This is a genomic window from Chromobacterium sp. FG22, assembly GCF_057809415.1.
On record NZ_JBMDJX010000042.1, the window covers coordinates 1 to 26012 of the forward strand.

At 70.0% G+C, this 26012-nt stretch carries 6 protein-coding genes; 3 read left to right on the top strand and 3 right to left on the bottom strand.

The annotated features are described in order from the left end of the window. Positions 1 to 68: 68 nt before the first annotated feature. The 3 genes from ACODSD_RS23285 to ACODSD_RS23295 form a co-directional block, all read right to left on the bottom strand. A complete protein-coding gene (locus ACODSD_RS23285) occupies positions 69 to 9623 on the bottom strand; it encodes a non-ribosomal peptide synthetase (RefSeq protein WP_488878449.1) in 9555 nt (3184 codons plus the stop codon). Positions 9624 to 9828: 205 nt separating this feature from the next. Then, complete coding sequence (locus ACODSD_RS23290) at positions 9829 to 10053, bottom strand: MbtH family protein (protein WP_107798774.1); 225 nt, start codon at positions 10051 to 10053, stop codon at positions 9829 to 9831. Between the two features lie 271 nt (positions 10054 to 10324). Beyond that, complete coding sequence (locus ACODSD_RS23295) at positions 10325 to 13042, bottom strand: MHYT domain-containing protein (RefSeq protein WP_486635326.1); 2718 nt, start codon at positions 13040 to 13042, stop codon at positions 10325 to 10327. Positions 13043 to 13489: 447 nt separating this feature from the next. Here ACODSD_RS23295 and ACODSD_RS23300 point away from each other — a divergent pair, with 447 nt between their 5' ends. The 3 genes from ACODSD_RS23300 to ACODSD_RS23310 form a co-directional block, all read left to right on the top strand. Continuing rightward, positions 13490 to 20662 carry a hypothetical protein gene (locus ACODSD_RS23300; protein WP_488878450.1) on the top strand — a complete coding sequence of 2391 codons (7173 nt, stop codon included), beginning with the start codon at positions 13490 to 13492 and terminating at the stop codon, positions 20660 to 20662. An 11-nt stretch (positions 20663 to 20673) separates the two neighbouring features. Further along, positions 20674 to 24444: a hypothetical protein gene (locus ACODSD_RS23305; RefSeq protein ID WP_488878451.1), complete on the top strand. Its 3771-nt coding sequence runs from the start codon at positions 20674 to 20676 to the stop codon at positions 24442 to 24444. 10 nt (positions 24445 to 24454) lie between these two features. Next, positions 24455 to 26012, top strand: a 1558-nt coding sequence (locus ACODSD_RS23310) for a hypothetical protein (RefSeq protein ID WP_488878452.1), incomplete at its 3' end; no start/stop codon positions are given.

Genomic DNA, 26012 nt, shown 5'->3' on the forward strand with positions numbered 1-26012 from the left:
GTACATGAGCATTTTGAGCTGGTTTTCAACGCCGTATCGCTGAAGCGCAGCAGACATTGAACAGGTTCTTAGAAGCCGGCTTCGATCAGGTCTATCTCCTCCTGCGACAGCCCGCCGGCCAGGGGGTGGTCGGACGGGGTGCTGCCGCCGGCGTCCGGCGCGTGGCCCAGCCTGGCCAAGGCGCGCAGCGCGTCGAACCAGTCTTCCGCCAGCTTTTCAATTTCCTGCCGGTCGAACAGGCGGCCGGCCCACAGCCAGGTGGCCACCAGTTCCGGCCCGTCCGGGCCGTCGTGGGTGGCGGCGTTGAGCTCGATGGCGTGGGTCTGCGGCGTCGAAGAATCGCTGTTTCCGTCCAGCCCGGCCGCTTCCGGCGCCGGCATCCAGTCGCCGCGGGCCGGCGTGGAGAAGCGCCCCAGATAGTTGAAGCCGAGTTGCGCCGGCGCCGCGCCGCTCAGCCGGGCGGCGGTCTCCGGATTGAGATAGCGCAGCAGGCCGTATCCCAGGCCCCGGTCCGGCAGCGCGCGCAGTTGCTCCTTGACCCGCTTCAGCGCCGCGCCCAGCACGGCGTCGTCGTCCAGGGCGGCCGCGGCGGAGGCGCCGGGGTCGAGGCAGACGGGGAACAGGCTGGTGAACCAGCCCACGGTGCGGGAGAGGTCGCAATGCTCGCCCAGCTCCTCGCGGCCGTGGCCTTCCAATTCCAGGCGCACTGCGGAGCCGCCGTCCCGTCCCCGGCCATGCCGCCAGCGCGCCACCGCCAGCGCGAAGCCGGTGAGCAGCACGTCGTTGATGCCGGCGTGGAACAGCGCCGGCACCCGGGTCAGCAGATCGGAGGTGACGGCGGAAGGCAGCGCGACGCTCAGACGCCGGCTGGCGCCGGCCGTGTCCAGCGCCGGGTCCAGCAGGCAGGGCGATAGCGGCGGATCGGGCTGGTCTTGGATGGCCGCCCACATCGGCGCTTCGGCCGCGCGGGCGGCGCGGACGGCGTCCTCGTTCAGCAGCAGCGCCCAGCGGCGGAAGGAAGTAGCCACCGGATCCAGCCGGATGGCTTGGCCGGCGCGGGCCTCGCGCCAGGCGGAGGCCAGGTCGGGCAGCAGGATGCGCCAGGAAACGCCGTCCACCGCCAGGTGATGGATGCCCAGCCACAGCCTGCCCGGCGCGTCCGGGCCGGCGTCCAGCCACAGCGCCCGCAACATGGCGCCGGCGGCGGGGTCCAGCTGCCGCGCCGCGGCGGCGATGTCGGCCGGCGGGATCTCCAGATGCGCGTCCGCCGCGATGCGGCGCAGGCAGTCCTGCGCCGATGTCGAAGCGGGCGGCGGCACCGTCAGGCCGCCGTCCGCGTCCAGCCGCATGCGCAGCGCGTCGTGTTTGTCCAGCAGTGCTTGCAGCGCCTGCAGCAGATGGGCTTGTTCCAATCCGGCGGGGGTTTGCAACAGCATGGATTGGTAGAAGCCGCTTTGCGGGCCGCCGCGCTCCAGCCACCAGCGGATGATGGGCGTCGCCGGCAGCGGGCCCTCCGCGGTGTCCTCGGTCGCGACGGCGACGACAGGCCGGGCGACGGCGGCCAGCGCCTCCACCCGAGGATGGAGGAAGACCTCGCGCGGGCTGAGCAGCAAGCCTTGCCGCCGCGCGCGGCTGACCAGCAGGATGGAGGCGATGCTGTCTCCGCCGAGATCGAAGAAGCCGTCGTCCAGACCGACTTCGTCCAGGCCCAGCAGCTCGGCGTACAGCCCGGCCAGGATGCGTTCGGCGTCGCTGCGCGGAGGCCGCCGCTCGCCGGCCTGGAAATCGGGCGCGGGCAGCGCGCGGTGGTCCAGCTTGCCGTTGGGGGTCAGCGGCAGCGCGTCCAGCGCGACGACGGCGGCCGGCACCATATAGTCGGGCAGCTGCGCCGCCAGGGCTTGTCTGAGCGAGGACGGGGCGATGTCGGCGCCGGGGTGGAGCGCGACATAGGCGAGCAGCTGGCGCGGCGCGCCGTCCGTCTCGCGCAGCACCGCCCGCGCCTGGGACACGGCCGGGTGTTCGCTCAGCCTGGCTTCGATTTCGCTAAGTTCGATGCGGAAGCCGCGCAGCTTGATTTGTTGATCGGCGCGGCCGAGGAATTCCAGCTGGCCGTCGGCGCGCCAGCGCGCCCGGTCGCCGCTGCGGTAGAGCCGGCTGCCGGCGGGGCCGAAGGGGTTGGCCACGAAGCGCTCGGCGCTGAGCGCCGGCTGATCCAGATAGCCGCGCGCCAGGCCGCTGCCGGCCAGGTAGAGTTCGCCGGGCGCGCCGACGGGCAGCGGGCGCAGCGCGGAATCGAGCACATAGGCGCGGGTATTGTCCATCGGCGCGCCTATCGGCAGCGGCGCAGCCAGTGGCTGATCGCGCGGCAGCGGGCAGCAGGTGGCGAAGGTGGTGGTCTCGGTGGGGCCGTAGACGTGGACCAGTTCCAGCCCCGGATGGCGCTCCCGCACCCGCTGGAAGGCGCGCAGCGAGGCGGCTTCGCCGCCGGTCCACAGCGTGCGCAGGCTGGCGAAGCAGTCCGGCCGCTCCTCGGCCAGCAGGTTGAACAGCGCGGTGGTCAGGAAGGCCGCGGTGACGCTTTCCCGCCGCAGGACGTCCGCCAGCGAGTCGATGTCGTTGTCCCCCGGCGGCGCCAGCGTCGCCTGGCCGCCGTGCAGCAAGGGCGTCCACAGCTCGTAGGTGGAGGCGTCGAAGGCATGCGGAGAGTGCAGCAGCACCTTGCTCTGGGACGCGCCCTCCCAGCGGCGGTCCAGCGCCAGATCCCCGACGTTGGCGTGGCTGACGGCTATGCCCTTGGGCACGCCGGTGGAGCCGGAGGTGTACATCACATAGGCCAGCGCGTCGGGGGTCAGCTCCAGGCGGGGCGGGTGCTCGGCGCTGTCGGACGGACCGTCTATCCGCAGCACCGGCAGGCCCGGCGGCAGCATGGCCGGCGCCGGTGCCTCGTCGGCCAGCAGCAAAGCGGCGCGCGACTGGGTCAGGGTCCAGGCACGCCGCTCTTCCGGCTGGGCGGTGTGCAGCGGGATATAGCAGCCGCCGGCCTTGAGCACGCCGAGGATGGCCACCGGCAGCAGCGGGCCGCGCCGCAGCCACAGCGCCACCGGCGTTTCCACGGTCACGCCGGCCGCGCGCAAGCGGTGGGCCAGCGCGTTGGATTGCAGATCCAGCTGGCGGTAGCTCAGGCGAACGTCGCCGGCGCAGACCGCGACGGCGTCCGGCGTCAGCCGGGCCTGCCGGCGGAACAGCTCGGGCAGCGTCGCCGGCGCGGTGGCGCGAGTGGTGGCGTTCCAGCCGTCCAGCTGGCGGCTCTCGGCCTCGTCCAGCCAGCGCAGGCTGGCCAGCGGCCGCTCAAGATCGCCGGCCAGCGCCTGGAACAGGCGCGTCAGGCTGGCGAGAATGCTCTCGGCCGCGGCCGGCGGGAAGGCGTCGGCGCGGCAGCCCAGCCGGAGCTCCAGTCTTTCCCCCGGCACCACGCAGAGGCCCAGCGGGTAATGCGACACATCGCCGCCCAAACCGTCGACGGGGCGCACGCTCAGGCCGTCGCCGGCGCGGCTTTGGCGCAGCGCGTCGAGCTGCGGATAGTTTTCGAACACCATCAGCGTGTCGAACAATTCCTCCATGTCCGTCAGCTGCTGGATGTCGCCGAGTCCGAGATGCTGATGCTCCATCATCGCGGCCTGGCGCGATTGCAGATCGTCCAGCCAGCCGGCCAGCGTGGCCGACGGTTCCAGTTTCAGGCGCAGCGGCACGGTGTTGATCAGCAGGCCGGGCAGCCGCGCGATGTCTTCCAGCGGCGCGGTCCGTCCGGACACGGTGATGCCGAACAGCAGATCGTCGCGGCCGGTCAGGCGGGCCAGCAGCAGGCCCCACGCGGCCTGGGCCAGGGTGTTGAGGGTCAGCCCGCGACGCCGCGCCTGGGCGGACAGCGCGGCGCTGAGCTCCGCCGTCAGCGCGGCGGTGTGCAGATCCGGCCGCTGTTCCGCGGCGGGGAGGCCGGGCGCCACCAGGGTGGGCTCGTCCACGCCGCGCAGGTATTGGCCCCAGGCCTGGCGGGCGGCGGCCTGATCGCGGCCGGACAGCCAGAGCAGGTAATCGCGGTAGGCCGGCGCGGGCGGCAGCGCGGCCGATTCTCCCTGGCGGTAGAGCGCGAACAGTTCTTCCAGCAGCACGGGAAGGGACCAGCCGTCGAGCAGCAGGTGGTGGAAAGTCCAGAGCAGGCGGTGGCGCTCCGGCGCCAGCCGGATCAGGGTGAAGCGCAGCAGCGGCCCGCGGTCCGGCGGCATGCTCTCCCCATGATCGGCCGTCTGCATGTCTTCCAGCCGCGCGCGCGCCTCGTCGTCGCTGAGCGCCGACAAATCGGCTTCCCGCCACGGCGCGGCGCTGTCCAGGCTCAAGGCCTGCATCGGCTGCTGGGTGTCCTCGTGAATGAAGGAGGCCAGCAGATGCGGGTGGCGGCTAAGCAGACGTTCGACGGCGCGGCGCAGCGCGGCGCCGTCCAGCGCGCCGTCCAGCTCGATGCGCATCTGCACCACATAGGGGTTGGCGGCGGAGTGGTCGTAGAGCGCGTGGAACAGCAGGCCTTGCTGCAGCGGCGTCAGCAGCAGCAGTTCGGCGAGGCCGGGGCGGCGGCGGCTCAGGCGCTCGATTTCGGCCGGCTCCAGCCGCAGCAGCGGCGCGTCGGCGCGCGCGTCAACGGCCAGGGCCGAGGCCTCGGCCGCAACTTGGGCGAGGCCGCGGACGCTGGGGTGTTCGAATACCTGACGCGGCGTCAGGCCCAAGCCCCGCTTGCGGGCCAGGCTCACCAGCTGGATGGAGCTGATGCTGTCGCCGCCGAGATGGAAGAAGCTGTCGTCCAGTCCGACGCGCTCCAGGCCCAGGGTCTGGGCGAAGGCTTCGGCCAGTAGTTTTTCTTTTTCGGTGACCGGCTCGCGGTGCTCGGCCAGCGTCAGTTCCGGCGCCGGCAAGGCGCGGCGGTCCAGCTTGCCGTTGGGGGTCAGCGGCAGCGCGTCCAGCGCCACCCAGGCGGCGGGTGCCATGTAGTCGGGCAGGCGGGCGGCCAGCGCGTCGCGCCAGCGCGCGACGTCGGCCTGGGCGCCGGCGGCGGGCACCGCGTAGGCGACCAGCCGGCGCTGCCCGGGCGCGTCCTCGCGGATCAGGACCACGGCCTGGGCGACGCCGGGCTGGTCCAGCAGCGCGGCTTCGATCTCGCCCAGCTCGATGCGCAGTCCGCGCAGCTTGACCTGATGGTCTAGACGGCCCAGATAGTCCAGCGCGCCGTCCTCGCGGCGGACGACGCGGTCGCCGGTGCGGTACAGCCGTTGTCCGGCGGCGAAGGGGTGGGCGACGAAGCGCTCGGCAGTCAGCGCCGGACGGCGCAGATAGCCGCGGGCCAGGCCGACGCCGCCCAGGTACAGCTCGCCGGGGATGCCGGGCGGCAAGGGCCGCAGCATGGCGTCGAGCACGAAGAGCTGGGTGTTCCAGATCGGATGGCCGATGGGCACCGAGCGGCTGTCGCGCACCGGATCGCAAGTCCAGGCGGTGACGTCGACAGCGGCTTCGGTGGGGCCGTAGAGATTATGCAGCGGGCAGGGCAGCGTCTGGGCGGCGCGGGCCAGCAGCGGCGCGGGCAAGGCTTCGCCGCTGCACAGCACGCGGCGCAGGCTGGCGCAGCCGGCGCTGGCGGGCTCCTGCAGGAAGGCGTCCAGCATGGACGGGACGAAATGCAGGGTGGTGACGCCGCGGCGGCGGATCAGCTCGGCCAGATAGACGGGGTCGCGATGGCCGTCGGGCCGGGCCAGCAGCAGCGAGGCGCCGGCGATCAGCGGCCAGAAGAACTCCCAGACCGAGACGTCGAAGCTGGATGGGGTTTTTTGCAGCACCACGTCGTCGGCGGCCAGCGGGTAGGTGTGCTGCATCCACAACAGGCGGTTGACGATGGCGCGGTGGCTGTTGACGGCGCCCTTGGGGCGGCCGGTGGAGCCGGAGGTGTAGATGACGTAGGCCGGATGCCTGTCGTCGCCGGGGAGCTCCAGCGGCGCATCGGACAGGGTCTCGAGCGCATCGTCGATCTGGTCCAGGCATAAGGCGTGTTCGACCGGCAGGCCGGTCAGCAGCCCGGAGCGAGACAGGACCACGGCGGGCTGGGCGTCGGCCAGCATGAAGGCGATGCGTTCGGGCGGGTAGTCGAGATCGAGCGGCAGATAAGCGCCGCCGGCCTTGAGCACGGCGAGCAGGGCCACGACCAGATCGATGGAGCGGGGCAGCGCGACGGCGACCAGGGTCTCGGGGCCGACGCCGTCGGCGCGCAGGCGGCGGGCGAGGCGGTTGGCGCGCTGGTGCAGCTGGCGGTAGCTGAGGGCGGCCTCGTTGAAGCGCAGCGCCTCGGCGTCGGGGCTGAGCGCGGCCTGACGTTCCAGCAACTGGGTCAGGGTGGCGGCGGGCAGCGGGGCGTCGGTGCGGTTCCAGGCGACGAGCGCGTCTTGTTGGGCCGGCGTGGCCGGCGGGATGCGGGCGAGCGGCAGCTCGGGCTGTTCGGCGATCAGGCGCAGCAGTTCCAGCAACTGCCGGGCGATGCCGTCGACGGCGTCGGCGGAGAAGAGGTCGGGCCGGTAGCCGAAGCGCAGCTCGAGTTCGGGTCCGGGAACGGCGCACAGGTTGAGCGGGTAGTGCGAGGTGTCCACGCCCTGGCCGCCCAGATAGCCGATGGACAGCGCGTCGTCCACGCGGCGATCGTCATCGGCGATCGGATAGTTTTCAAAGACCAGCAGGGTGTCGAACAAATCGCCAAGGCCGGCCGCCTGTTGGATCTCGGCGAGGCTGAGGTGCTGATGCTCGATCAGCGCGGCCTGCTGGGCTTGCAGGCGTTGCAGCAGGGCGGTCAGGGTTTCCTCGGGCTGCAGCCGCAGGCGTAGCGGGACGGTGTTGATCAGCAGGCCGACCATGCGCTCGACGCCGGGCAGCTCCGGCGGGCGTCCGGAGACGGTGACGCCGAAGACGACGTCGTCTGAGGCGGAGAGGCGGGCGAGCAGAATGGCCCAGGCGGCTTGCAACAAGGTGTTGAGGGTGAGGCCTTGCCGGCGGGCCAGCCGTTCCAGCGCGGCGTAGACCGCCGGGTCCGCCGTCACATTGTGGTTGCGCGGCAGCTGCCGGCTTTGGGACGCGTTGGGCGCCAGGCGCGCCGGCTGCTCCAGCCCGGCCAGATGCTTGATCCATTGGCGCTTGGCGGCGTCGCGGTCGCGGGTGTGCAGCCAGGCCAGGTAATCGCGGTAGGGAATGGCGGGCGGCAGCGCGTCGCCGCGGTAGAGGGCGAACAGTTCGCGCAGCAGCACCGGCACCGACCAGCCGTCGAACAGCAGGTGGTGGAAGCTCCACAGCAGCTGGTGGCGCTCCGCGTCCAGCTTGACCAAGGTAAAGCGCAGCAGCGGCGCGCGCGCCGGGTCCACGCCGGCGGCGTAGTCGTCCGCGCGCAGCCGTTCCAGGGCGCGCTGCTGTTCATCGGCCTGATGCGCGGACAGGTCCAGCTCGCGCCAGGGCGTCTCCACGCGCTCCAGCACGATTTGCGCCGGCTGCTCCAGCCCGTCCGCGGAGAAGGCGGCGCGTAGATGGTGATGGCGTTGCAGCAAGCCTTCGGCGGCCGCCCGCAGCTTGTCCGCGTCCAGCGGGCCATCCAGCTGGAAGCCCATCTGTATCAGGTAGACGTCGCTTTGACCTTCGTCGTACAACAGATGGAACAGCAGGCCCCGCTGCAGCGGCGACAAGGGCAGCACCGCGCTGACCGCCGGATAGCGGGCGCGGATGCTTTCCAGGTCCGCGGCGCTGGGCGGCGGCAATTCGCCCGCCGCCGCGTCGGCGTCCACCGGGCGGACCCGGAGCGCCAGACGCTCGATGCAGGGGTGGTCGAACACGTCCTGCGGGCTGAATTGCAGGCCGTGGGCGCGGGCGCGGCTGACCAGCAGAATGGCGCTGATGCTGTCGCCGCCCAGATCGAAGAAACCCTGGCCCAGACCCACCCTGGACAGCCCCAGCACTTCCGCGTACAGCTTGGCCAGCGTTTTCTCCAGCCAGTCCCGCGCCTCGCCGGCGTCGGCGTTTTCGAAATCCGGCGCGGGCAGCGCCTGTTTGTCCACCTTGCCGTTGGGGGTCAGCGGCAGGCGCTCCAGCGGCACCACCGCCGCCGGCACCATGTAATCCGGCAGTTGCTCGGCCAGCGCCGCGCGCAAGGCCGCGCCGTCGGCTTGCAGGCCGGTGCGGGACACGACGTAGGCGATCAGCTGCTTGATGCCGGGCAGGTCTTCGCGCAGGCGGACCACGGCCTGGCTCACGCCGGCTTGCTGGGTCAGCAGGTGTTCGATCTCGCCGGGCTCGATGCGGTAGCCGCGCAGCTTGAGCTGTTCGTCCGTCCGTCCCAGGTAGTCCAGAGCGCCGTCGGCGCGCAGCCGCGCCAGGTCGCCGCTGCGGTACAAGCGGCTGCCGGCGGGGCCGAAGGGATTGGCGACGAAGCGCTCGGCGCTCAGCGACGGCCGGCCCAGATAGCCGCGGGCCAGCCCGTCGCCGGCGAGATACAGCTCGCCCTCGACGCCCGGCGGCAGAGGCCGCAGGGCGTCGTCCAGCACGTAAGCCTGGACGCCGGGCAGCGGCGCGCCGATGTCGGCGGGCGCCTCGTCCCGCATCTGGCCGCTCATCGTCGCGCACACGGTGGCCTCGGTGGGGCCGTAGGCGTTAAGCATGGTCCGGCCGGCGGACCAGCGCCGCACCTGGGCCGCCGGGCAGGCCTCGCCGGCGACGATCAGGCCGCAATCCTGCGGGATGCCGCCGTCCGGCATGAGGGCCAGCGCGCTGGGAGGCAGGGTCAGATGGCTGATTTTCTGGCGGGCGAGCAAGTCCGCCAGCGCCGCGCCCGGCGTCAATTCCGCCGCCGGCGCGGTGACCAGACAGGCGCCGGAGAGCAAGGTCATGGCGACTTCTGAGAAGGCCGCGTCGAAACTGGAAGACGCGAATTGCAGCACGCGGGCGCCGGCGGCGATGCCGAAGCGGCGGCTCTGCGCGCGCGCCAGCGCGCCTATGCCGCGGTGAGTCACCGCCACGCCCTTGGGCTGGCCGGTGGAGCCCGAGGTGTAGATCAGGTACGCCAGCTGGTCCGGGAAATCGTGAAGCGGAAGCGCCTGATCCGGCTGCGCCTGCCATGTGGGCTGCTCGGTATCCAGTTCCACCACCCGCGCCCAGTGGACCGGCAGTTGCTCGGTCAGCGCGGCCCGCGTCAGCAGCGCGGCCGGCATGGCGTCGTTGAGAATATAGGCCAGCCTTTCCCGCGGGTAATCGGGGTCCAGCGGCAGATAAGCGCCGCCGGCCTTGAAAATGGCCAGCATGGCGATGATTTGTTCGGGCGAGCGGTCCAGGCACAGCCCCACCGGCGTTTCGCGGTCTATGCCCAGCTCCCGCAGATAATGGGCCAGACGGTTGGCCTGGTCGTCCAGCTCGCGGTAGCTGAGCGCGCGCGCGCCGTGTCGCAGCGCGATGGCGTCGGGATGGTCCGCCGCGCTTCGGGCGAACAGGGCGGCGAAGGTTTCTGCCGGGGCGGCCGCGGCGTGCGGATTGCGGGAGGGGAAAACGGCGTTGTCGTTCATATCGCACCTTGAATGGCTTGCGGAACAGGGCGTGAGGCCGCAACCTTCCGCGCATGCGCGGCCGGCCGGCGTTTTTTTCGGTGTGGAGCGGGATGGCGGGTAGGAGGCGCGGCGAACGCGCCGCCGCGAGATGGCGAGAGCGGCGCCGCGCTTTGTTCTGAAAGCGGGCGCGTCCCGGCATGGCCCCCTTGAGCCGGGGCGGGAATCAGCCGGTGGAGAGCAAGGCGTCCTGAGCGCGGGCCAGACTGGCGGGCCGCATGTCTATCCAGTTTTGTTCGATATGGTCCAGACAGGACTGGCGGTCGGAGGGGCCGAAACAGGCTTGCCAACCCTCCGGAACCGGAGCGAACTCGGGCCAGAGCGAGTACTGGCCCTCATCGTTGACCAGGGCGAAAAAAACGCCTTCCTTATTGTCGAACGGGTTCGCCATGACACTTCTCCCTGTGGCTGTCTCATGAGGTTTGTCTGCGTCAATGCGCAGAAATATCTGAACAGCATATCAATGCAAAATGAATATGTCATTAAATAAATATGGTTTTATCGCAATAAATGGACTATGGCGAGGCGGAGCGGGGCAGGGAGAAAAACGTCGAGGGGGCGGAATGCGCGTACGGCGCGAGGGGTTCGATGCGGCGCTCATCGCGCAAGCTGCCACGGCGCGCAGCGGATCCGCCGCCGCCCTCGGCCGGGAGCGCCGGCGGCTAGCCGGCCATGCGCTTCATCACGCGTTCGATTTCATCTTGCAGCCGGATGACGTCTATGGGCTTGGTCATGAAGCCGTCCATGCCGGCGGCCATGGCCGCCTCGCGGTCCTCCTGAAACGCTCCGGCGGTCAAGGCGATAATGGGCGTGGCGCGCTTGTCGCTGTCGGGGTCCACCTGACGGATGAACTTGCAGGCGGTGATGCCGTCCATCACCGGCATCTGAATGTCCATCAAGATGAGGTCGATGTCGTGGTGCTGCCACGCGTTGATGACCTCTTTGCCATTGGACGCGGTATAGATGCGGTGCCCGTATTTTTTGAGCAGGATGGTGACGATGTCCAGATTGATCGCATCGTCATCGGCCACCAGGATGTTCAGGGGGGACGGCGGCTTGGGCATGAGCTCCGTCGCCGCCGGCTCCAGGCAGGACAGGGCGTCCGGCGGCGCCGGGCGCAAGGGGAGGTAAACCTGAAAGATGGAGCCTTTGTCCGGGGTGCTTTGCACCTCGATCCGCCCGCCCATTTTCTGGGCCAGCTGCAAGGCGATGGTGGTGCCCAGGCCGGTGCCGCCAAAGCGGCGGGTGGTGGAGGCGTCCGCCTGGGAAAAGGGTTCGAACAATTTGGCCAGGGTGTCCTTGCTCATGCCGATGCCGCTGTCGCGGATCAGGATGACCACGTTTTCTCCCGCGGACAGCACCGTCAGCCAAACCCCGCCCTGAGCGGTGAATTTGATGGCGTTGCCAACCAGGTTCATCAAGATTTGCCGCACCCGGAAAGCGTCGCCGATAAAGGCCTGCTGGATAATGGCCGGGTATTTCAGCTGCAAGCTGATGCCTTTTTTGCTGGCGCTCAGCCGCAGGATGTCGATCACGTGCTCCGCCACCTCGCGCAATGAAAAGGGCGCCTCCTCCAGCTCCAGGGCGTTTTGTTCGAGCTTCGCGGTGTCGAGGACATCGTTGAGCAGGCCCAGCAAGCTTTTGGCGGAGTGGTTGACGGTTTTCAGCATGCTTTTTTGCTGAGCGTCCAGCTCGGTGTCTTGCAGCAAATCGGTGTAGCCGATGATGGCGTTCATCGGCGTCCTGATCTCATGGCTCATATTGGCCAGGAAAGCGCTTTTGGATTTGACCGCCGACAGCGCGCGATTCTTGGCCTCGATCAAGGCGAACTCCGCCGCCTTTTTCTCCGAAATATCCAGAATCACCCCGTCAATCAACAGCGGCGCGCCGGCGTCGTCGTAGACGCCGCGAGCGCTCTCCAACACCCAGCGCTCCTCCTCGTTCAGGCATAGCAGACGATATTCGAGAACATAGAGCTGCCGCTGCTCCAGGGCGGTACGGATGGTTTCGCGCACCCTGTCCCGGTCCTCCGGATGGATGATGTCCAGCAGCTGGATGCGGCCGTCCAGAAAGGATTTGGCCGGCCAGCCGCAGAGCTTCTCGATGTCCTCGCTGATGAAGATGGTCTTCCAGGGCTCCAGGCAGTGGCTGCGAAAGGCGACGCCGGGAATGTTGTCTATCAGGGTGCGGAACTGCTTTTCACGGTCCTCCAGCTCTTGCTGGATGCGGTAGCGTTCGCTGATGTCGCCGATGAAACCGACGTAGATCACCTGATCGGGCAGCAACACCTTGCCTATCGATAGCCGGATGGGAAACTGGACGCCGTCTTTTCTGAGCGCCATCTCCTCGCGCTCCCTGCCGATCAGCTTCGCAATCTGAGTCTGCTTGTAGTCGGAGAGGAAACGGTCATGCTCGGAGTGATGCGGCTCCGGCATCAATAGCTTGATGTTCTTGCCCAGCAACTCGTCGACCTTCCAGCCAAACAAGCGCTCCACCGCCGGGTTGGCCGTCAAGATGCGGCCTTTTTCATCAATGGTGATGATGCCGTCCAGCGAGGTGTTGAAGGTGGCTTGCAGCTTCAATTCATTGCTTTGCGTTCTGAGGTACAAGGGACGGTAACGCAGCAACACATTGCCGACGAAGACCATATTGCCGAGCAGGAGCACCGTGATGGCGATGGCGACGGCCAGGCCGGCGTTGTTGTCCAAGGCGTTGCGGAACGCCGGGTCCGGCGTGCCGATGAAGCGGGCGGCTTCCATGCCGAAATAATGCATGCCGGCAATGGCCACCCCCATCACCGCGCCGCTGAGCAGCGTCATCCACCCCTTGCCGATTTTTTTATTGTCCAGGCCAAAGCGTATCCACAGCGACAAGGTGCTCAGCAAAACGGCGAGCAGGATGGAAACGGAGAACCACAGCGGGTCGTAACGCAGCAGCGGCGTCATCCGCATGGCCGCCATGCCGGAATAATGCATGGTGCCGATGCCGCTCCCCACCAGCACTCCGCTGATCAGCAACTGCCTGCCGTCGATCTTGGGCTGAGACAGCAAGTGCAAGGCAATCAGCGAGGCGGCGACGGCGGGAAGCATGGACAAGAGAGTGGGCAGCAGCGCGTATTGGACCGTGCTGCAAACGCTGAAAGCCAGCATGCCGACAAAGTGCATGGCCCAGATGCCGCCGCCCATGGCGCAAGAACCGGTGGCGAGGGCGACCCGGCGCAGCCAGCGATCGCTGGCCTCGCGGGCCAGGCCGGCGATCTGCAGCGCCAGACAAGAGGTGAAAACGGCGACCAGCAAGGACAGCGCCACCAGCCACAGATTGTATTGGGTCGGTAGAAATAAATAGGACTGGTAAGCGTCAATGAAAAACGAACTGAGCATGGACTCCCCATTTTCAATGGTTTCTTTACGCTATGCCAACTCAAGCGCCGGGACTCCTCTCAGGTATAGACAATGGCGGCCGCGTCGGCGGGCTTGGGCAAACGGCGTCTGTCGTAGCGCTCATGCGCCGTATCTGCCGGCCTGCGGAAGAAGGAGGGCGGGAGCAACCGCGTGCCCCCAGCAGCATCGGCAGGTACGCCGCGCATGTGGCCAGGCGCTCATGCCGCGGTGAAGGGGCGGGCCGGTCGATGGCCCGCAGGCGGGCGGAAGCCGTCAATTACCGCCGGGTTTGTTGACGCATTCAATCAGCCAAAAGGCTTTCCATAAACCATATCCTATTGAATTTACAAACTTAATGGAATATCCGCTGACAGTGGCCTATGCTTTCCTGATCAGTCTCTAGCGCCCCGCCGACGCGTTGACTCCTTTTCAAGAAAGGGAGCTCTGATGGTTACCGAACTTGCGCTCGTGGATTTGTTCCGCCCCTATCTGCTCAAGGGCGAGAACACGGATTGGCATGCCGTGCTGTCCGTCCTGTATGTCGAGAGTTTCGAGACGGCGTTTGGCGTGGAAGGCACGGTCATCCGCGGCGTGGCGCGCTTCTCCGGCGATGTCGAGATTAGCTTCGACCCGTCCAGCGGCACGCTGCGCGCAGAGGCGTCCAATACCGAAGGGCACCCGCGCAGCCAGCCCGGCCGGCGCGACCCCTGGTTCGACATCACCGACACCCACGTCGAGTTCGCCCTGTCGGTGCCGCGCGCGGCGGGCGCCATCATCGCCAACGGCGTGGGCGGCATTCCCGGCGGCGACGCGGGTTTCGCGCCGGTGCGCGCCGTGCTCAACGCCTGGGACCCGATTCCCGGCGACGCGCCGCCCTCGGATTATCCCGGCACCGGCTTCACGCTGGACCTGGTACTGGCCGGCATCGTGCTGCGGCCTCCCTTCCTCAAGCCGGCCAAGATGGAGAGCGACGGCCTGCTGGTGCCGGACGCCTCGCGCAGCGATGTCTTCTTCACCCTGCCCAAGATCAAGCTGCGCCTGTCGCAAGGCAGCGACGCCGCCGCGGCGCTGAACGTGTCCATCGCCTCGCTGGGCGTCACCGGCATAGACGATCCCGGCGACATCGGCGCCGCGCAGCTGATCACGATGACGCCGCCCTATGCCTTCGTCGGCGACGGGCAGGTGGTGGGCTTCGGATTCCGCTCCGCCACGCTGGACCTGGCCGACGGCTACACGCCGCCGGAGGTGCTGGACCAGTTTGGCTTCGACGAGAGCTGGACCGGGCTTTATCTGCCGGAGATCCGCCTGTTCGTAGCCCCCAACGGCATGCAGGACTTCGCCGTGGACGCCGGGGTGCGCAACTTCCTGATCGGCTTCGGCCAATCCAGCGGCGTGACCGGCGATTTCGAGCTGATGGTGATCAACCAGGGCGCAGGCCAGCTCAATGTGTCGGCGCGCTTTTTCACGCCGGACGGCGCCGCCATCGGCATCCGCCGCACCGGCGAGCACACCGCCGAGGCGTCCTTGCCCGCGCGCACGCGCATGGTGATCGACATCACGGGGGGCCGCGCGCCCTATGTCGGGCAGGCGAGCTTCGGCGGCGGCGCGCATAACGGCCTGGTGCACGACATCGATCTGTCCGGCGCCGCCGACATGAGCATAGGCGTCACCGCCACCGACGCGTCCAATCCGCAGAAAAGCGCCACCCTCACCATCACCGCGCGGCGGGAGCAGGCCGCGCAGAGCCTGCCCGCGCCCGGCGCCGCGCCCGGCCAGCCGGCCACGGTGCGCACCACCTCCATCACGCTGGAAGGGCAGCCGCAGACCACGCCCGAGCTGCTGCTCGTCCGTCAGGACGCGAGCTCCGTCACCGTCAGCCTCAACCCGGCCAATCCGGCCACGGCCTGGACCGTGGACGGCGCGGCGCAGAGCCCCGGCGCCACGGTGACGATCCCGGTGTCCGCCGGGCAAACCCGGGCGATACGCGCGGAGCTGAGCAGCGGCTCCGTGACCGGCATTACCTGCTACTACCGCTTCGATCACCCCAATGACAGCGATCCGGCCGACTACGCGCTGATCCCCGACAACACCAACAGCTCGCCGGCGGTGGACCCGAGCGGCAGCGCCGTCTGGACGCCGCCGGCGACGCCGTTCATGCAGCAGTACCGCGCGGCGCTCAAACGCATTTCCGCCGCCGCGCTGACGCTGACCGGCGTGGCCAGCTTCGAAGGCAATGTGGCCAAGGCCAAGTACAACTACCTGCTCTCGCGCCGCCGCGCGCGGGCGCTGCAGCAGATCCTGAGCGCGGAAGCGGCCAATCCGGACGCCAATCTGCGCATCCCCAGCTTTACGCTGACGCTGGACCCGCCCGACATCGGCGCGGCGGAGCCGCCGCCGGCCTGGACCGCGGACTGGCAGACGCATTCCGGCGCGCGCAATCTGTGGTGGAAGGCGAGCATCGGCGGCTTCGGGCCCATCGCCTTGCCGGGCACCGTCACCCAGGGCGACGCCACGCGGCCGGCGGCCCCGCCGCCGCCGCCGCCCACCATCCCCACGCGGGATCCCGCGCCCGCCACGCCGCCGCCGCCGGACTGGTTCCGCTCCGCCGCGCTCAAGGTGCGCATCGTGCGCGATCAGTTCGTCGCCATTGAATTGAGCGGGTCGATCGACTTTGAAACCGCGGCCGAACAGCGGCTGCGCAACGGCGGCGTCGCCCAGGGCGACATCCCCACCTTCCAGGGCCTGGGCAGCCAGAACCCGTCGGACGGCATCGTCAATTACCAGATCCTCTACCAGCGCGATCCGGCCAGCCAGACCGACGAGGTCAAGCTCTACCTGGGCGCCGATCCCAACGACCGCGACGGCCTGGTGATGACGGGGCAGCTGGCCGGCCAGCCGCTGCAAGCCCCCAGCACCGGCCGCAACGTGCTGGGCATGACCACGGTGTTCACGCCGCTGCTGGCCGCCACCGCGCCCGCCAATCCGGCCGACGGCGACGTCGGCGCCCTGGTGTTGACCGGGGCCGCGCTCGCGCTGCCCATCACGCTGGCGGAGCTGGGCCTGTTCAATGTGGAGCGCGTGGTGTTGTACGGCGGCGAGTTGCATGTGACGACGCGAGCGGGGCAGTGGGTTTCTACGCTGCTGTTCGACGTGGAAACGGCGGTGTCGGCCAATGTCTCCATCGGCGGCTTCCAGCTGCTGGAGATTCCGCGCAACAAGCCGCTGGCGGTGCGCTACAAGGCGATAGGCCTGCAGATGGGCTATCCGCCGGGCTCGGCCAACCGCTTCCAGCTGCGGCCGATGTTCGATTCGTCCAAGGGTTATTCCATCGACCTGTCGGGGCCGGGCGCGGTGCGCGTGCCGGACCCGCTGGGCCAGATCATCCAGGTGTTGGGCGCGCGCATCGCGCGGACCAATCCGCTGACCTTCGAAGTGGATCTCGGTTTCGCGGTCAACCTGGGCGTGATCACCATAGAACGCGCGCGGGTGCGCATTCCCGTGGACCCGGCGGGTCCGCCGGAGTTGACCGCCTTCGCCGCCAGCCTGAAGGTGCCGGGCACCATAGAAGGGCGCGGCTATATGGAGATCAACGCCAACCCGTTCGAGATCAAGGGGCAGATCGACGTATCGCTGGTGCCCATCAAGCTGCGGCTGGCGGCGGGCATCGCGGTGTCCGACATCCCGGCGGCCCTGGGCGGGCCGGCCACGGCGGTGGCGATCTCGCTGGAACTGGAGCTGCCGGTGGCGATACCGCTGGCGCAGTCCGGCTTCGGCATTTACGGCTTCCTCGGCCTGTTCGCCATGCACTACACCCGCAACGAGGACGGCATCGCCTCGCTGACGCCCGCGCTCACCTGGCTCAAGGACCGGGCCCAGGGCAATCCGACCAACCTTCAGGCGTGGAAGCCGCAGATAGACCATTGGGCCTTCGGGGTGGGCGCCATCCTGGGCACGATGGAAGGCGGCATCATCTTCAACGTCAAGGGGATGGTCCTGCTGGAACTGCCGGGGCCGCGCCTGCTGCTGGTGGTCAAGGCCAATCTGCTGGCCAAGCTGCCGGACCTCAAGGACAAAACCGCCGAAGGTACCTTCCTGTGTGTGATCGATCTCGACTTCGGCCGCGGCACGCTGACCATCGGGCTGTCCATCGATTTCAAGATCACTCCCATCGTGCAGATCACCATCCCGATCGAGGCGTACTTCAACCTCAATCACGGCGGCGACTGGCACGTCTACCTGGGCACCTTCCCGGGCAGCGACAGCATGAACCGTCCGCTGCCGGGCCCCATCCACGCCAACATCCTCAAGGTGTTCGACGGCCAGGGCTATGTGATGGTGTCCGGGCACGGCATCCCGGCGTACAAGGGCTTGTCGGCGGTCTCGGGCGTGGGTTTGGCCGTGGGCCTGGAGGTGTCCATCACCTGGGGCAACACCTCGATCAACCTTTATCTGCGCGCCACCGCCGGTTTCAACGCGGTGCTCGGCTTCGACCCGTTCTACGTGGGCGGCCTGCTCTATGTCCGCGGGGACTTGCACCTGTTCATCATCAGCATCAGCGCGTCGGCGGATCTGACGGTGCAGATCGGCACCAAGTCCGACGGCTCGCAGATCTCGCGGATAGACGGCGAGATCTGCGGCGAGATCGATCTGTTCTTCTTCAGCATCAAGGGCTGCGTCGATTTCCACATCGGCGAGCAAAACCCCATCATCCCGGCCGCGCCCGAGCTGGTCCGGGCGGTGAGCCTGGTCAGCCGTTCGCCCGCGCTGGTGGTGGGCACCGGGGTGGACCGCGGCATTGATTCGAAAATCGGCGACGCGCTGCGCGGCGCGGCGCAGCCGGCCGCCAACAATCCGGCCTTGCCGGTGGTGCCCATAGACGCCATTCCGGTGATCACGATGTCGGCCACCCCGGTGGACGACGCGCTGACGATTCTGGGCCAGACGCCGGGCGGATCGCCCGGCGCGCCGGCCGACGGCTTCGTCAAGCGCGGCGACTACGCCTACCGCTACGACGTGACCGCCGTGGAGCTGACGCGCGCCGACGGCGGCGTCGCGGTCGGCCCGGGGCCGACGCCGTCGACCTGGTGGACGCTGAACGATCCCACCGAAGGCAATCTCGTCGCCAATCTGTCCCTGCTGAACTGGGTGCCCAATCCCACGCCCAAGGCGCTGGAGCGCAGCCAGTTCCTGGAAGAAAACATCACCGAACGCTGGGGCACCGTCTGCCACGACGCCGCGCCCGCCGCCGCCGTGCTCTGGACCTTCGAGCACGAACCCAGCGGCCCGTCGGAAACCGGCTGGCAGGTGGACGGCATCGCCTGGCCGGACCCGGACAAGACCAAGCGCTCGGAAGCGCCGGACCTGGAGCTGGAGGTGAGCGAACGCTGGCGCACCGGCCAGCGCCAGCTGGACCGCCAGCGCGGCATCGTGCCGGCCGTCATCGCGGGCACGCAAGTGCCGTGCCGCCAGAAGCCCGGACTGCCGTCCTCCACCGTGCCCGCAGGCGCCGCCGCGCCGCTTAATCTGTCGGGTTTCGCCAGCCGTCTCGCCGTCGGGCGCGCGGTGCTGGAAGCCGCCACCGCGCCGTCCATCGCGCTGCGCCGGACCGACCGCATCGACGTCGCCCCGGTCGCGTTTGCCGACACCGTGCGCCAGCTGGCGAGCAGCACCGTCATCAACCGCGCGGCGCTGACGCAGATCAGCGCCGGTCTGGCCACGCTGGCGCCGTCGGCCGCCGCGCCGGGCGCCGCCACCGTGCCGCCGCGCCGCTGCGACAGCCGTCTGCTGGCGTCTCCGCTGTACGACATCGGCCTGCCGGTGGTGTTCGGCGACAAGCGCCGCGCGGGCGAGGTGGTCGCGCAACTGGAGCAGGCCGGCTTCAAGCAAGGCCCGCTGGACGATGTGATCGTGGTGAGCTGCGGCGCCATCGTCGACGGCCGCATCCTGCTGCTGGCCCGGCGCGAACTGCCGCCCAACCCCACGCCGGCGCGCGGCCTGGTGCTGCGCCTGCTGGACGTGAACGGCGCCGAGATCGGCCGCCGCGTGGTGAGCAACGCCGACGCGCTTGGCCTGCTCGGCCTGCCGCCGCGCTGGACGGACGCCAACGGGCCGTGGGTGGACCCGGTGTCCCACGTGGTGCTGCAATCCCAGCTGATGCAGGCGCAGGGCTATGTGCCGTATCTGATCCACCTGGACAAGGCGGAGAAGCTGGACCGCATCGAGATCGGCGTGCCGCACGCGAAGGACCCGGCCGCGGCCAAGAAACGCGAGGTGAGCGGGCGGCCGTACTACGTGGCCGCGCTGGAGTTCACCCGTTGGGCCGAGGCCGCGCGCGAAGACTGGGATCAACGCCAGACCCAGCGCAACCGCGGCGTGCTGGAGCAATTGCTGGGCGCCGCCAGCGGCGACGTGGCCTTGCTGGCGCCGGACGAGCTGTACCACCTTCGCACCACGGTCCATATCCGCGCCCGCGACAAAGCCGGCAACGAAACCGACGGCGGCGCGCAGACGCAGGACTTCTGGTTCCGCACCGACGCCAACAGCCCCAAATCGCTGGAACCGTGGATGCTGTGCACGCTGCCGGCCGCCGGGGAAGCGCATTATTTTGGCGAGGAGCACGTGCGCCTGGTGTTCGGGACCAACGATGTGGACAAATTGTGGGGGGCCTACGGCAAGGAATTGCGCGTGCGCCTGAAGGCCGCCTCGTTCGCCCAGGTGAACGTGCCGGGCATCGAGCATCCTGTGCCCATCGTCCATCCCGCCGGGGGCGGCGCCGGCATCCAGCCCAAGCTGGGCGATGTGAAGGCGAGCGTGATGTCGCCGTTCGAAGGCGCGCTGGTGGACAAGCTGGCAGAGTTCGGGCCGTGCATCCCGGTGGATGTCGACCGCTCGCGCCACAGCGAGCTGACCCTCCCGATCCCGCTCGAACCCTACACCGACTACGTGCTGGACATCGAAGCCGTGCCCATGGGCGCGCCCAAGAACGCCGTGGGCGAGCGCGTGCTGCGGCGGCATTTCTCAACCGGCGCCTTCGGCACCTTCGACGCGTTCGCCACCGCCTTCCAGGGCGTGCTGACCGAGCACCGTTACGCGCCGACGGGGGCCATGCAGGGCATTTTCGCCACCGCCGCCTTCGCCAGCCGGGACCCGCAGGGACCGGAGCTGGATCAGGCGATGATGGCCGCCGGGCTGGAGCCGATGCCGGTGCCCAAGGACCCGCGCGTCGTCGTGTTCTGGGAACAGGCCAACCCCGCGGCCACGCCGCAGCCGGTGGCGGTGATGATAGACGCCCCCGAGCCCATGCGCCGCACCCGCCCGCTGCCCAGCGAGGAGCCCAGCGGCGACACGCCGCCCAGCAAACGCTGGCAGATGACCGAGCAAGTCTGGCTGGATCTGACCCCGGCGGCCGGCAATGCGGCCGGCGTGAGCCAGACGCTGTGGGCGCCGGGCAATCAGCGCGCGCTGATCCGCCTGAGCGCGGGCGCGCGCGGTCAGCGGCTGCGCCTGGCGCTGGAGCGCAAGGTCTTCAAGGCGGCTTATCTCGATGGCGCGGGCGCCGCGCCCACCGATTTTGTGATCGTCGACGAACCGCTGGCGCATGCGCCGTGGGAAGAGTTCTGAGGAGCCCCGAGATGGCGACCCGTATCTACGACCCCGCGATCCTGAACGCGCAAGGCGCCCTGGTGGATTTCACCGCCCTCCTGCGCCAGCGCGGCGGAGTCAACCCCAATATCGGCGCGGCGACCATGGTGCCGCCCAAACGGCGCGCGCTGCTGCTGCGCTGGCAGACCAGCCCCGCGGCCGGGCTGCCCAGCGAGCCCTTCAAGGTTTGGCGCCGTCCGGCCACGCCGCTGGGCCAGCCGCATCCGGTGGGCTATGAAGAACTGGCCTTGCCGCCGCTGTTCCGCATCATTCAGTTCGACGCGCCGCTGGCTTCGGCGCGGCTGACCGTGCATTCCAGCGCCGGCGGCATGCTCAGCGTGGCCGTGCTGGCCGGACCGCCGGTGCTGGAGGCCATCGTGGCCGTGCAGTCCCGCACCCTGGCCGCGGGCGGCAGCGACACCCTGGAGTTTCAGGCGCCGCTGATCACCGGGCTGATGCTGGTCAACGTCTCCAGCTACGACGCGCCCACCGGGCTCAACGCCGACGAACTGGAAAAAGTGGAAGGCTGGCAGCTGGTGGAAACGGTGGGGCTGCCGGTGGCGGAGGCGGACTGGGCGGGGCTGGGCCAGCGCCACGGCGTCAAACAGGGCAGGGTGGGCGCGGAAATGCCGGCGCCGGACGCGGCGGTGGACCGCTACCAGCGCGGCGTCAATCCGCTGGGCTGGTGGCCGGCGTTTCCGGACGCTGCGCCGGCGCCGATGTGGCAATTGCCGGACCCGGCCAAGCTGGTGGACGAGAGCGCCATCGAACTGCTGCCCATGCTGCATGACGTGGCCTCGCTGCCGCCCAATCAGCAGGCGGCCAAACGCTTCACCTTCACCATCGATCCGCCGCAGAACCCGGCCGGCGAAACCATGCCCGCCACGGACCCGGGCAAGGCCGATCTGTCGCCGGTGGGACTGTTGGCGATGGCGGCGTCGACCGATCCGTTGCTGGCCGTGACGCTGGGCTACGGCACCGGCTACGCGGACGAGGACATTCCGCCCATCAACTTCGCCAGCAGCCAGCTGTTCGGCGACGCCAGCCGCAGCGATTGGGACTGGCTGATCACCGGCCTGTGGGACAAGGGGCTGGACGGGGCGTCGGGGCCGGTGGAGTTCGCCGCGCTGGTGCCGCGTCCGGGCCTTGCCTTGCCCGCGCCCACGCCGGCGGATTTCGCGGTGGACTTCCAGGCCAATCTGCGGCCGTCTCAGGCGGACCGGGACTGGCTGGCGTCGATCCGGGCGAGCTGGGAGCGCTTTCCCTTGAACCAGCTGAGCGCGGTGGCCAGCTACGCCGCGGCGCGGCGCCGCAACGGCGCGCCCGGCGCGGCCGAGGCGCTGCTGCAAAAGCACGCGCAGGCCGGCGGCCATCGCCCCATCGGCAGCGCGCGCAACGACCGCGACCCGGAGCCGACGCGCCAGAGCGCCACCGACGGCGCGCTCGCCGTCCCCAATGATCCGGGCAGCGTGGCCATGACGTATGCGGCGGCCACCCAGAATATTTTCGGCATCTGGAGCCCCTGGGCGGCGGCGGCCATTACCGTGGGCCAGCCGGACCTCTCGCCGGTGCAGTTCCTGTCCGCCGATCTGCGCGCGACGGACCCGGGCAGCGGCAGCGTCTGCGCGGCGTCCCTGGTGTGCGAGATATCGGTGGACTGGCGCGTGCGCACCCCGTCGCGCATCGATCTGCGCGGCCGCCTGTTCGCCGCGGCCACGCGCAGCAGCGCTCCGCCGGCCGCGCCCGCGCCGGCGGGGCTGCAAAAATCGCTGGGCGGCGCGGCGGCGGCCATGCAGCTGACTTTCGCCGGCGACGCGCCCGCGCTGGCCGGCGGCACGGTGGACGCGCTGGACGCGGAAGGCGCGGCGGTGGTGACGCCCGGCCACGCCGCGCAGGGCAGCAGCCGGCGTTACCGGCTGACGATTCCAGGCTTCTCGCTGGACTTCGGCGCCACGCCGCATATCGGCCTGGTGCTGGAGGCGCGCGCGGTGGAGGCCATCGCGCCGCACCGCAGCGGCCCCTGGCCGCCTACGCCGCGCCTGGCTTACGCCTCCGATCCGCGCGCGCGGCCCACCGTCGTGGACATCGTCCAGCTCGCCAGCCTGCCGGACGCCGCCGGCGAATGCCACGCGCACCTGAGCTGGGCGGCCGTGGCCGGCGCCGTGGGCTACGCGGTGTACGAAAGCACCGAAACCCGCATCCTCAGCAGCCACCCCGGGCAGCCGGAACCAACGCCGGAACGCACGCTCAGCCAGCGGCTGAGCACGATCAAGCAGGCGTTCAAGGCCAACCCCATCCGCCGGGACTTCATCCGCCGCAACGCCGAACTGATCACCGTCACCGCCGCCGACGTGACGATGCCGCGCGGCTCGCGCGACATCCACGTCTACACCGTGCTGCCCATGATGGCGGGCGGCCACGAAGCGGCCTGGCCCAGCGGGCCGAACGCGGATCAGGCGCTCATCGCCTACGCCGCGCCGCGGGTGGCCGAGCCCGCGCCGCCAACGATAGAAGTGCAGATGGTGTTCGACAAACCGCCCGCCGCGCCGGACTACCGGGCGCGCATCCGGGTGGGCACGCGCGGCGGCGCCGGCGCGCGGCCCAAGCGCATAGACCTGTACCGCGTGCGCGTGGACGACGCGGCGCGCGCGCTGGACAGCATGGGCCCGCCAATCGCCAGCGTCATGGCCAGCGGCGGCGGATGGACGGTGAGCGCGCCGGACGGCGGCGGCGACTGGATCGCCCGCCTGGCCGGCGAAGACCGCCCCAGCGGCTCATGGCGCAATGTCTGGTATCGCGCCGTGGCCTGGAGCGACGATGACGCGCTGCGCGGCGTGCTCAAGGGGCGCTCGCGGCCGTCGCCCGCGGTGTCGGTGCTGATCCCGCCGGCCGGGCCGCCGGACCTGTCCCCGCTGACGATGAGCTGGCCCGGCGGCGATCCGGCCGCGGTGCTGCTGCAGTTCAGCTCCAACGCGCCGGTGGCGGCCACGCCGGCCGGGCCGCACATGCTGTCGGTGGAAGCCGTCCTGGCCGGCGGCGCGGCCTTGTTGCGGCGGCAGACGGCGCTGGACAAACTGGGCCTGGCGCCGCCCGTCACCGGCACGGACGTCTGGCGCATAGACGGCGGCCCCACCCAATACCGGCTGCTGGTGCGCCGCGCCGCCATGGGCGACGCGGTGTCAGTGACGGTGCGGATGACGGACCCGCTGGGACGCGCGAGCGAGCGTACGCTGGCCATCCCGTCCGGCTCCATCGTCCCGCTGCCGCTGTTGTCGCCCATCGTCGGCGCGGCCCTGTCGCCATCCGGCAAGGCCTACACCTTTAGCAGCAACGCGCCGGACAGCGATGCGGGCGGGGTCTATCGTCTGCGCATAGAACTGACGCCCGAACCGTCGGTTCCGCCCATTACGCCGATACCGCCCATCCGGCCCTTGCCGACCATTCCGCCCCTCTCGCCGCGGCTGCCGCCCGGGCTGGGCGGCATAGGCGGCATAGGAATTCCGCCCATCATCATCGGCCCGCGTCCCGCGCCGTCCCAGTTCAAGCTGATCAACGGGGTCTATGTGTTCGAGGCGGAGCTGGGCTCGGTGCCCACCGTGTCCGGCAGGCCCGTCCTCGGCGCGTCGGGGCCGGCCGTGGCGCGGCAGGCCGCGCCGGCGCACGACCATTTCGCCATCGTCTCGGCGCTGGTCTTGCGCGGCGTCTTGGTTCGCATCATCACGCCCGACGGCCGCACGGTCGAACAACGGGCCCACGGATAAGGAGCGCGCCATGGTGACGGTTTTCACGTTGACGCCGGCGGGCGCCGCGCAGGCGCTCAAGGACCACGGACTGGACGCGCTGGGGCTGACCGCGCTGCGGCTGGGGCCCCGCTGGGGCGGGGCCAACCCCGCGTTTGACGGCGCGGCGCTCACGCTCGCCTTTGCCGGCGCGCCCAAAGCGCCATGGCGCGGCATTCTTGAATACCTGGACAGCCTGGCCGCGTTCCGCGCGGCGGACGGCGCGCCCCTGAGCGGGGCCGGCGCGGCGCTGCGTCTGCATCCGCAGGCGGCGGCGCGGCTGGAGACGCTGGCCGCCGGCCGTTACGCCGCGCCCGGGCAGCCCCAGGTGCGCGCCGTGCCGCATACCCTGATTGTCCGCGGCCTGACGGACAACGTCTCGCCGCACAGCTACGATCCGGGCGATGACCTGCCGGCCGGGGCCGCGGGCGCGGCGCTGAGTTTTCACGATGCGCGCGGACTCATCGTCGACCCCGTCGCGGTGGCCGCCATGTTGGACGATCTGCAAACGGCGTTTCCCGCGCTGGATATCAGCGCCGGCGCGGTATCGCCCGCGGCGGCGGGCGGGGTGCGCAGCATTGCCGGCCTGGCCGGCGGCGTGCTCGCCCAGGTGGTCACGCTGCACGGGCGCGCGTTTTCAGCGGTGGGCGGCGGCCCCGGCGTGGAAAGGCAGGCGTCCGGCGGCGGCTCGTCCACGGCGCTGGGCGCGGCAGGGCTGGTGGCCATGAGCGCCGGCCAGCAACTGGCGGGCACGGGAGCCGGCGCGGCGGCCAGGCTGCGCCTGGGCTGGGCCGGTGGCGGCACCATGTCGGCCGGACCGCTCACCGTGCCCAATCTGCCGGCGGGCGTGACGCTGGCGCGCCAGTTCGTCCGCGCCTTCGCCGTGGACCTGGATTGGCATTTGCGCGGCAACCGCACCGCCTCCGCGGTCAACGGCATCCCCGCGGACGACCAGAAAATACCGGCGGACCTGCAGCCCCAGGTCAGGGACGGCGTAACCGTGGATTACCTGGCGGACGGCCCGGACATGTTGGCCGCGGCGTCTCAGACGGCGGGGCGCATGATGGGAGCCGGCGCCGGCGCGCTGATGTTCGCCGTGTCGCCCACCTTTGAACCCGGCGTGGGCACCGCCGCCGCGCCGGGCGCGGGCGCGCACTGGCCGGCTTTTCCCGGCCCAAACACCAATGCCGGCTTTGGCGCGGGCATGGCGCCGCCGGCCGGCGTCACCGCCGCCTGGTCCGGAACCAACGACGTGGTGGTGGCCATCCCGGCCGATTTCGCGCCCAGCGGCGCCACCGTGCGCGTTTTCGCGCAGCGCTTCCAACTGATCCAGGCCATAGGCGAGGAGCTCTCCTTCCTGCGCGCGGACGGCGGCGCGGCGATCGCCGCGGCGGGCAGCCCGGTGCAGGTGTTGGTGCGCAACCCGTTTGGCCTGAAGCCCGGGGACCCGCTGCCCAGCCCCGGCACCCTGGTCTATGACCTGGTGATCGCGCCGCGCACCGGGCGGCGGCGCATGTGGGCGGCGCAGCGCGCCGTCATCGCCGCCGGGC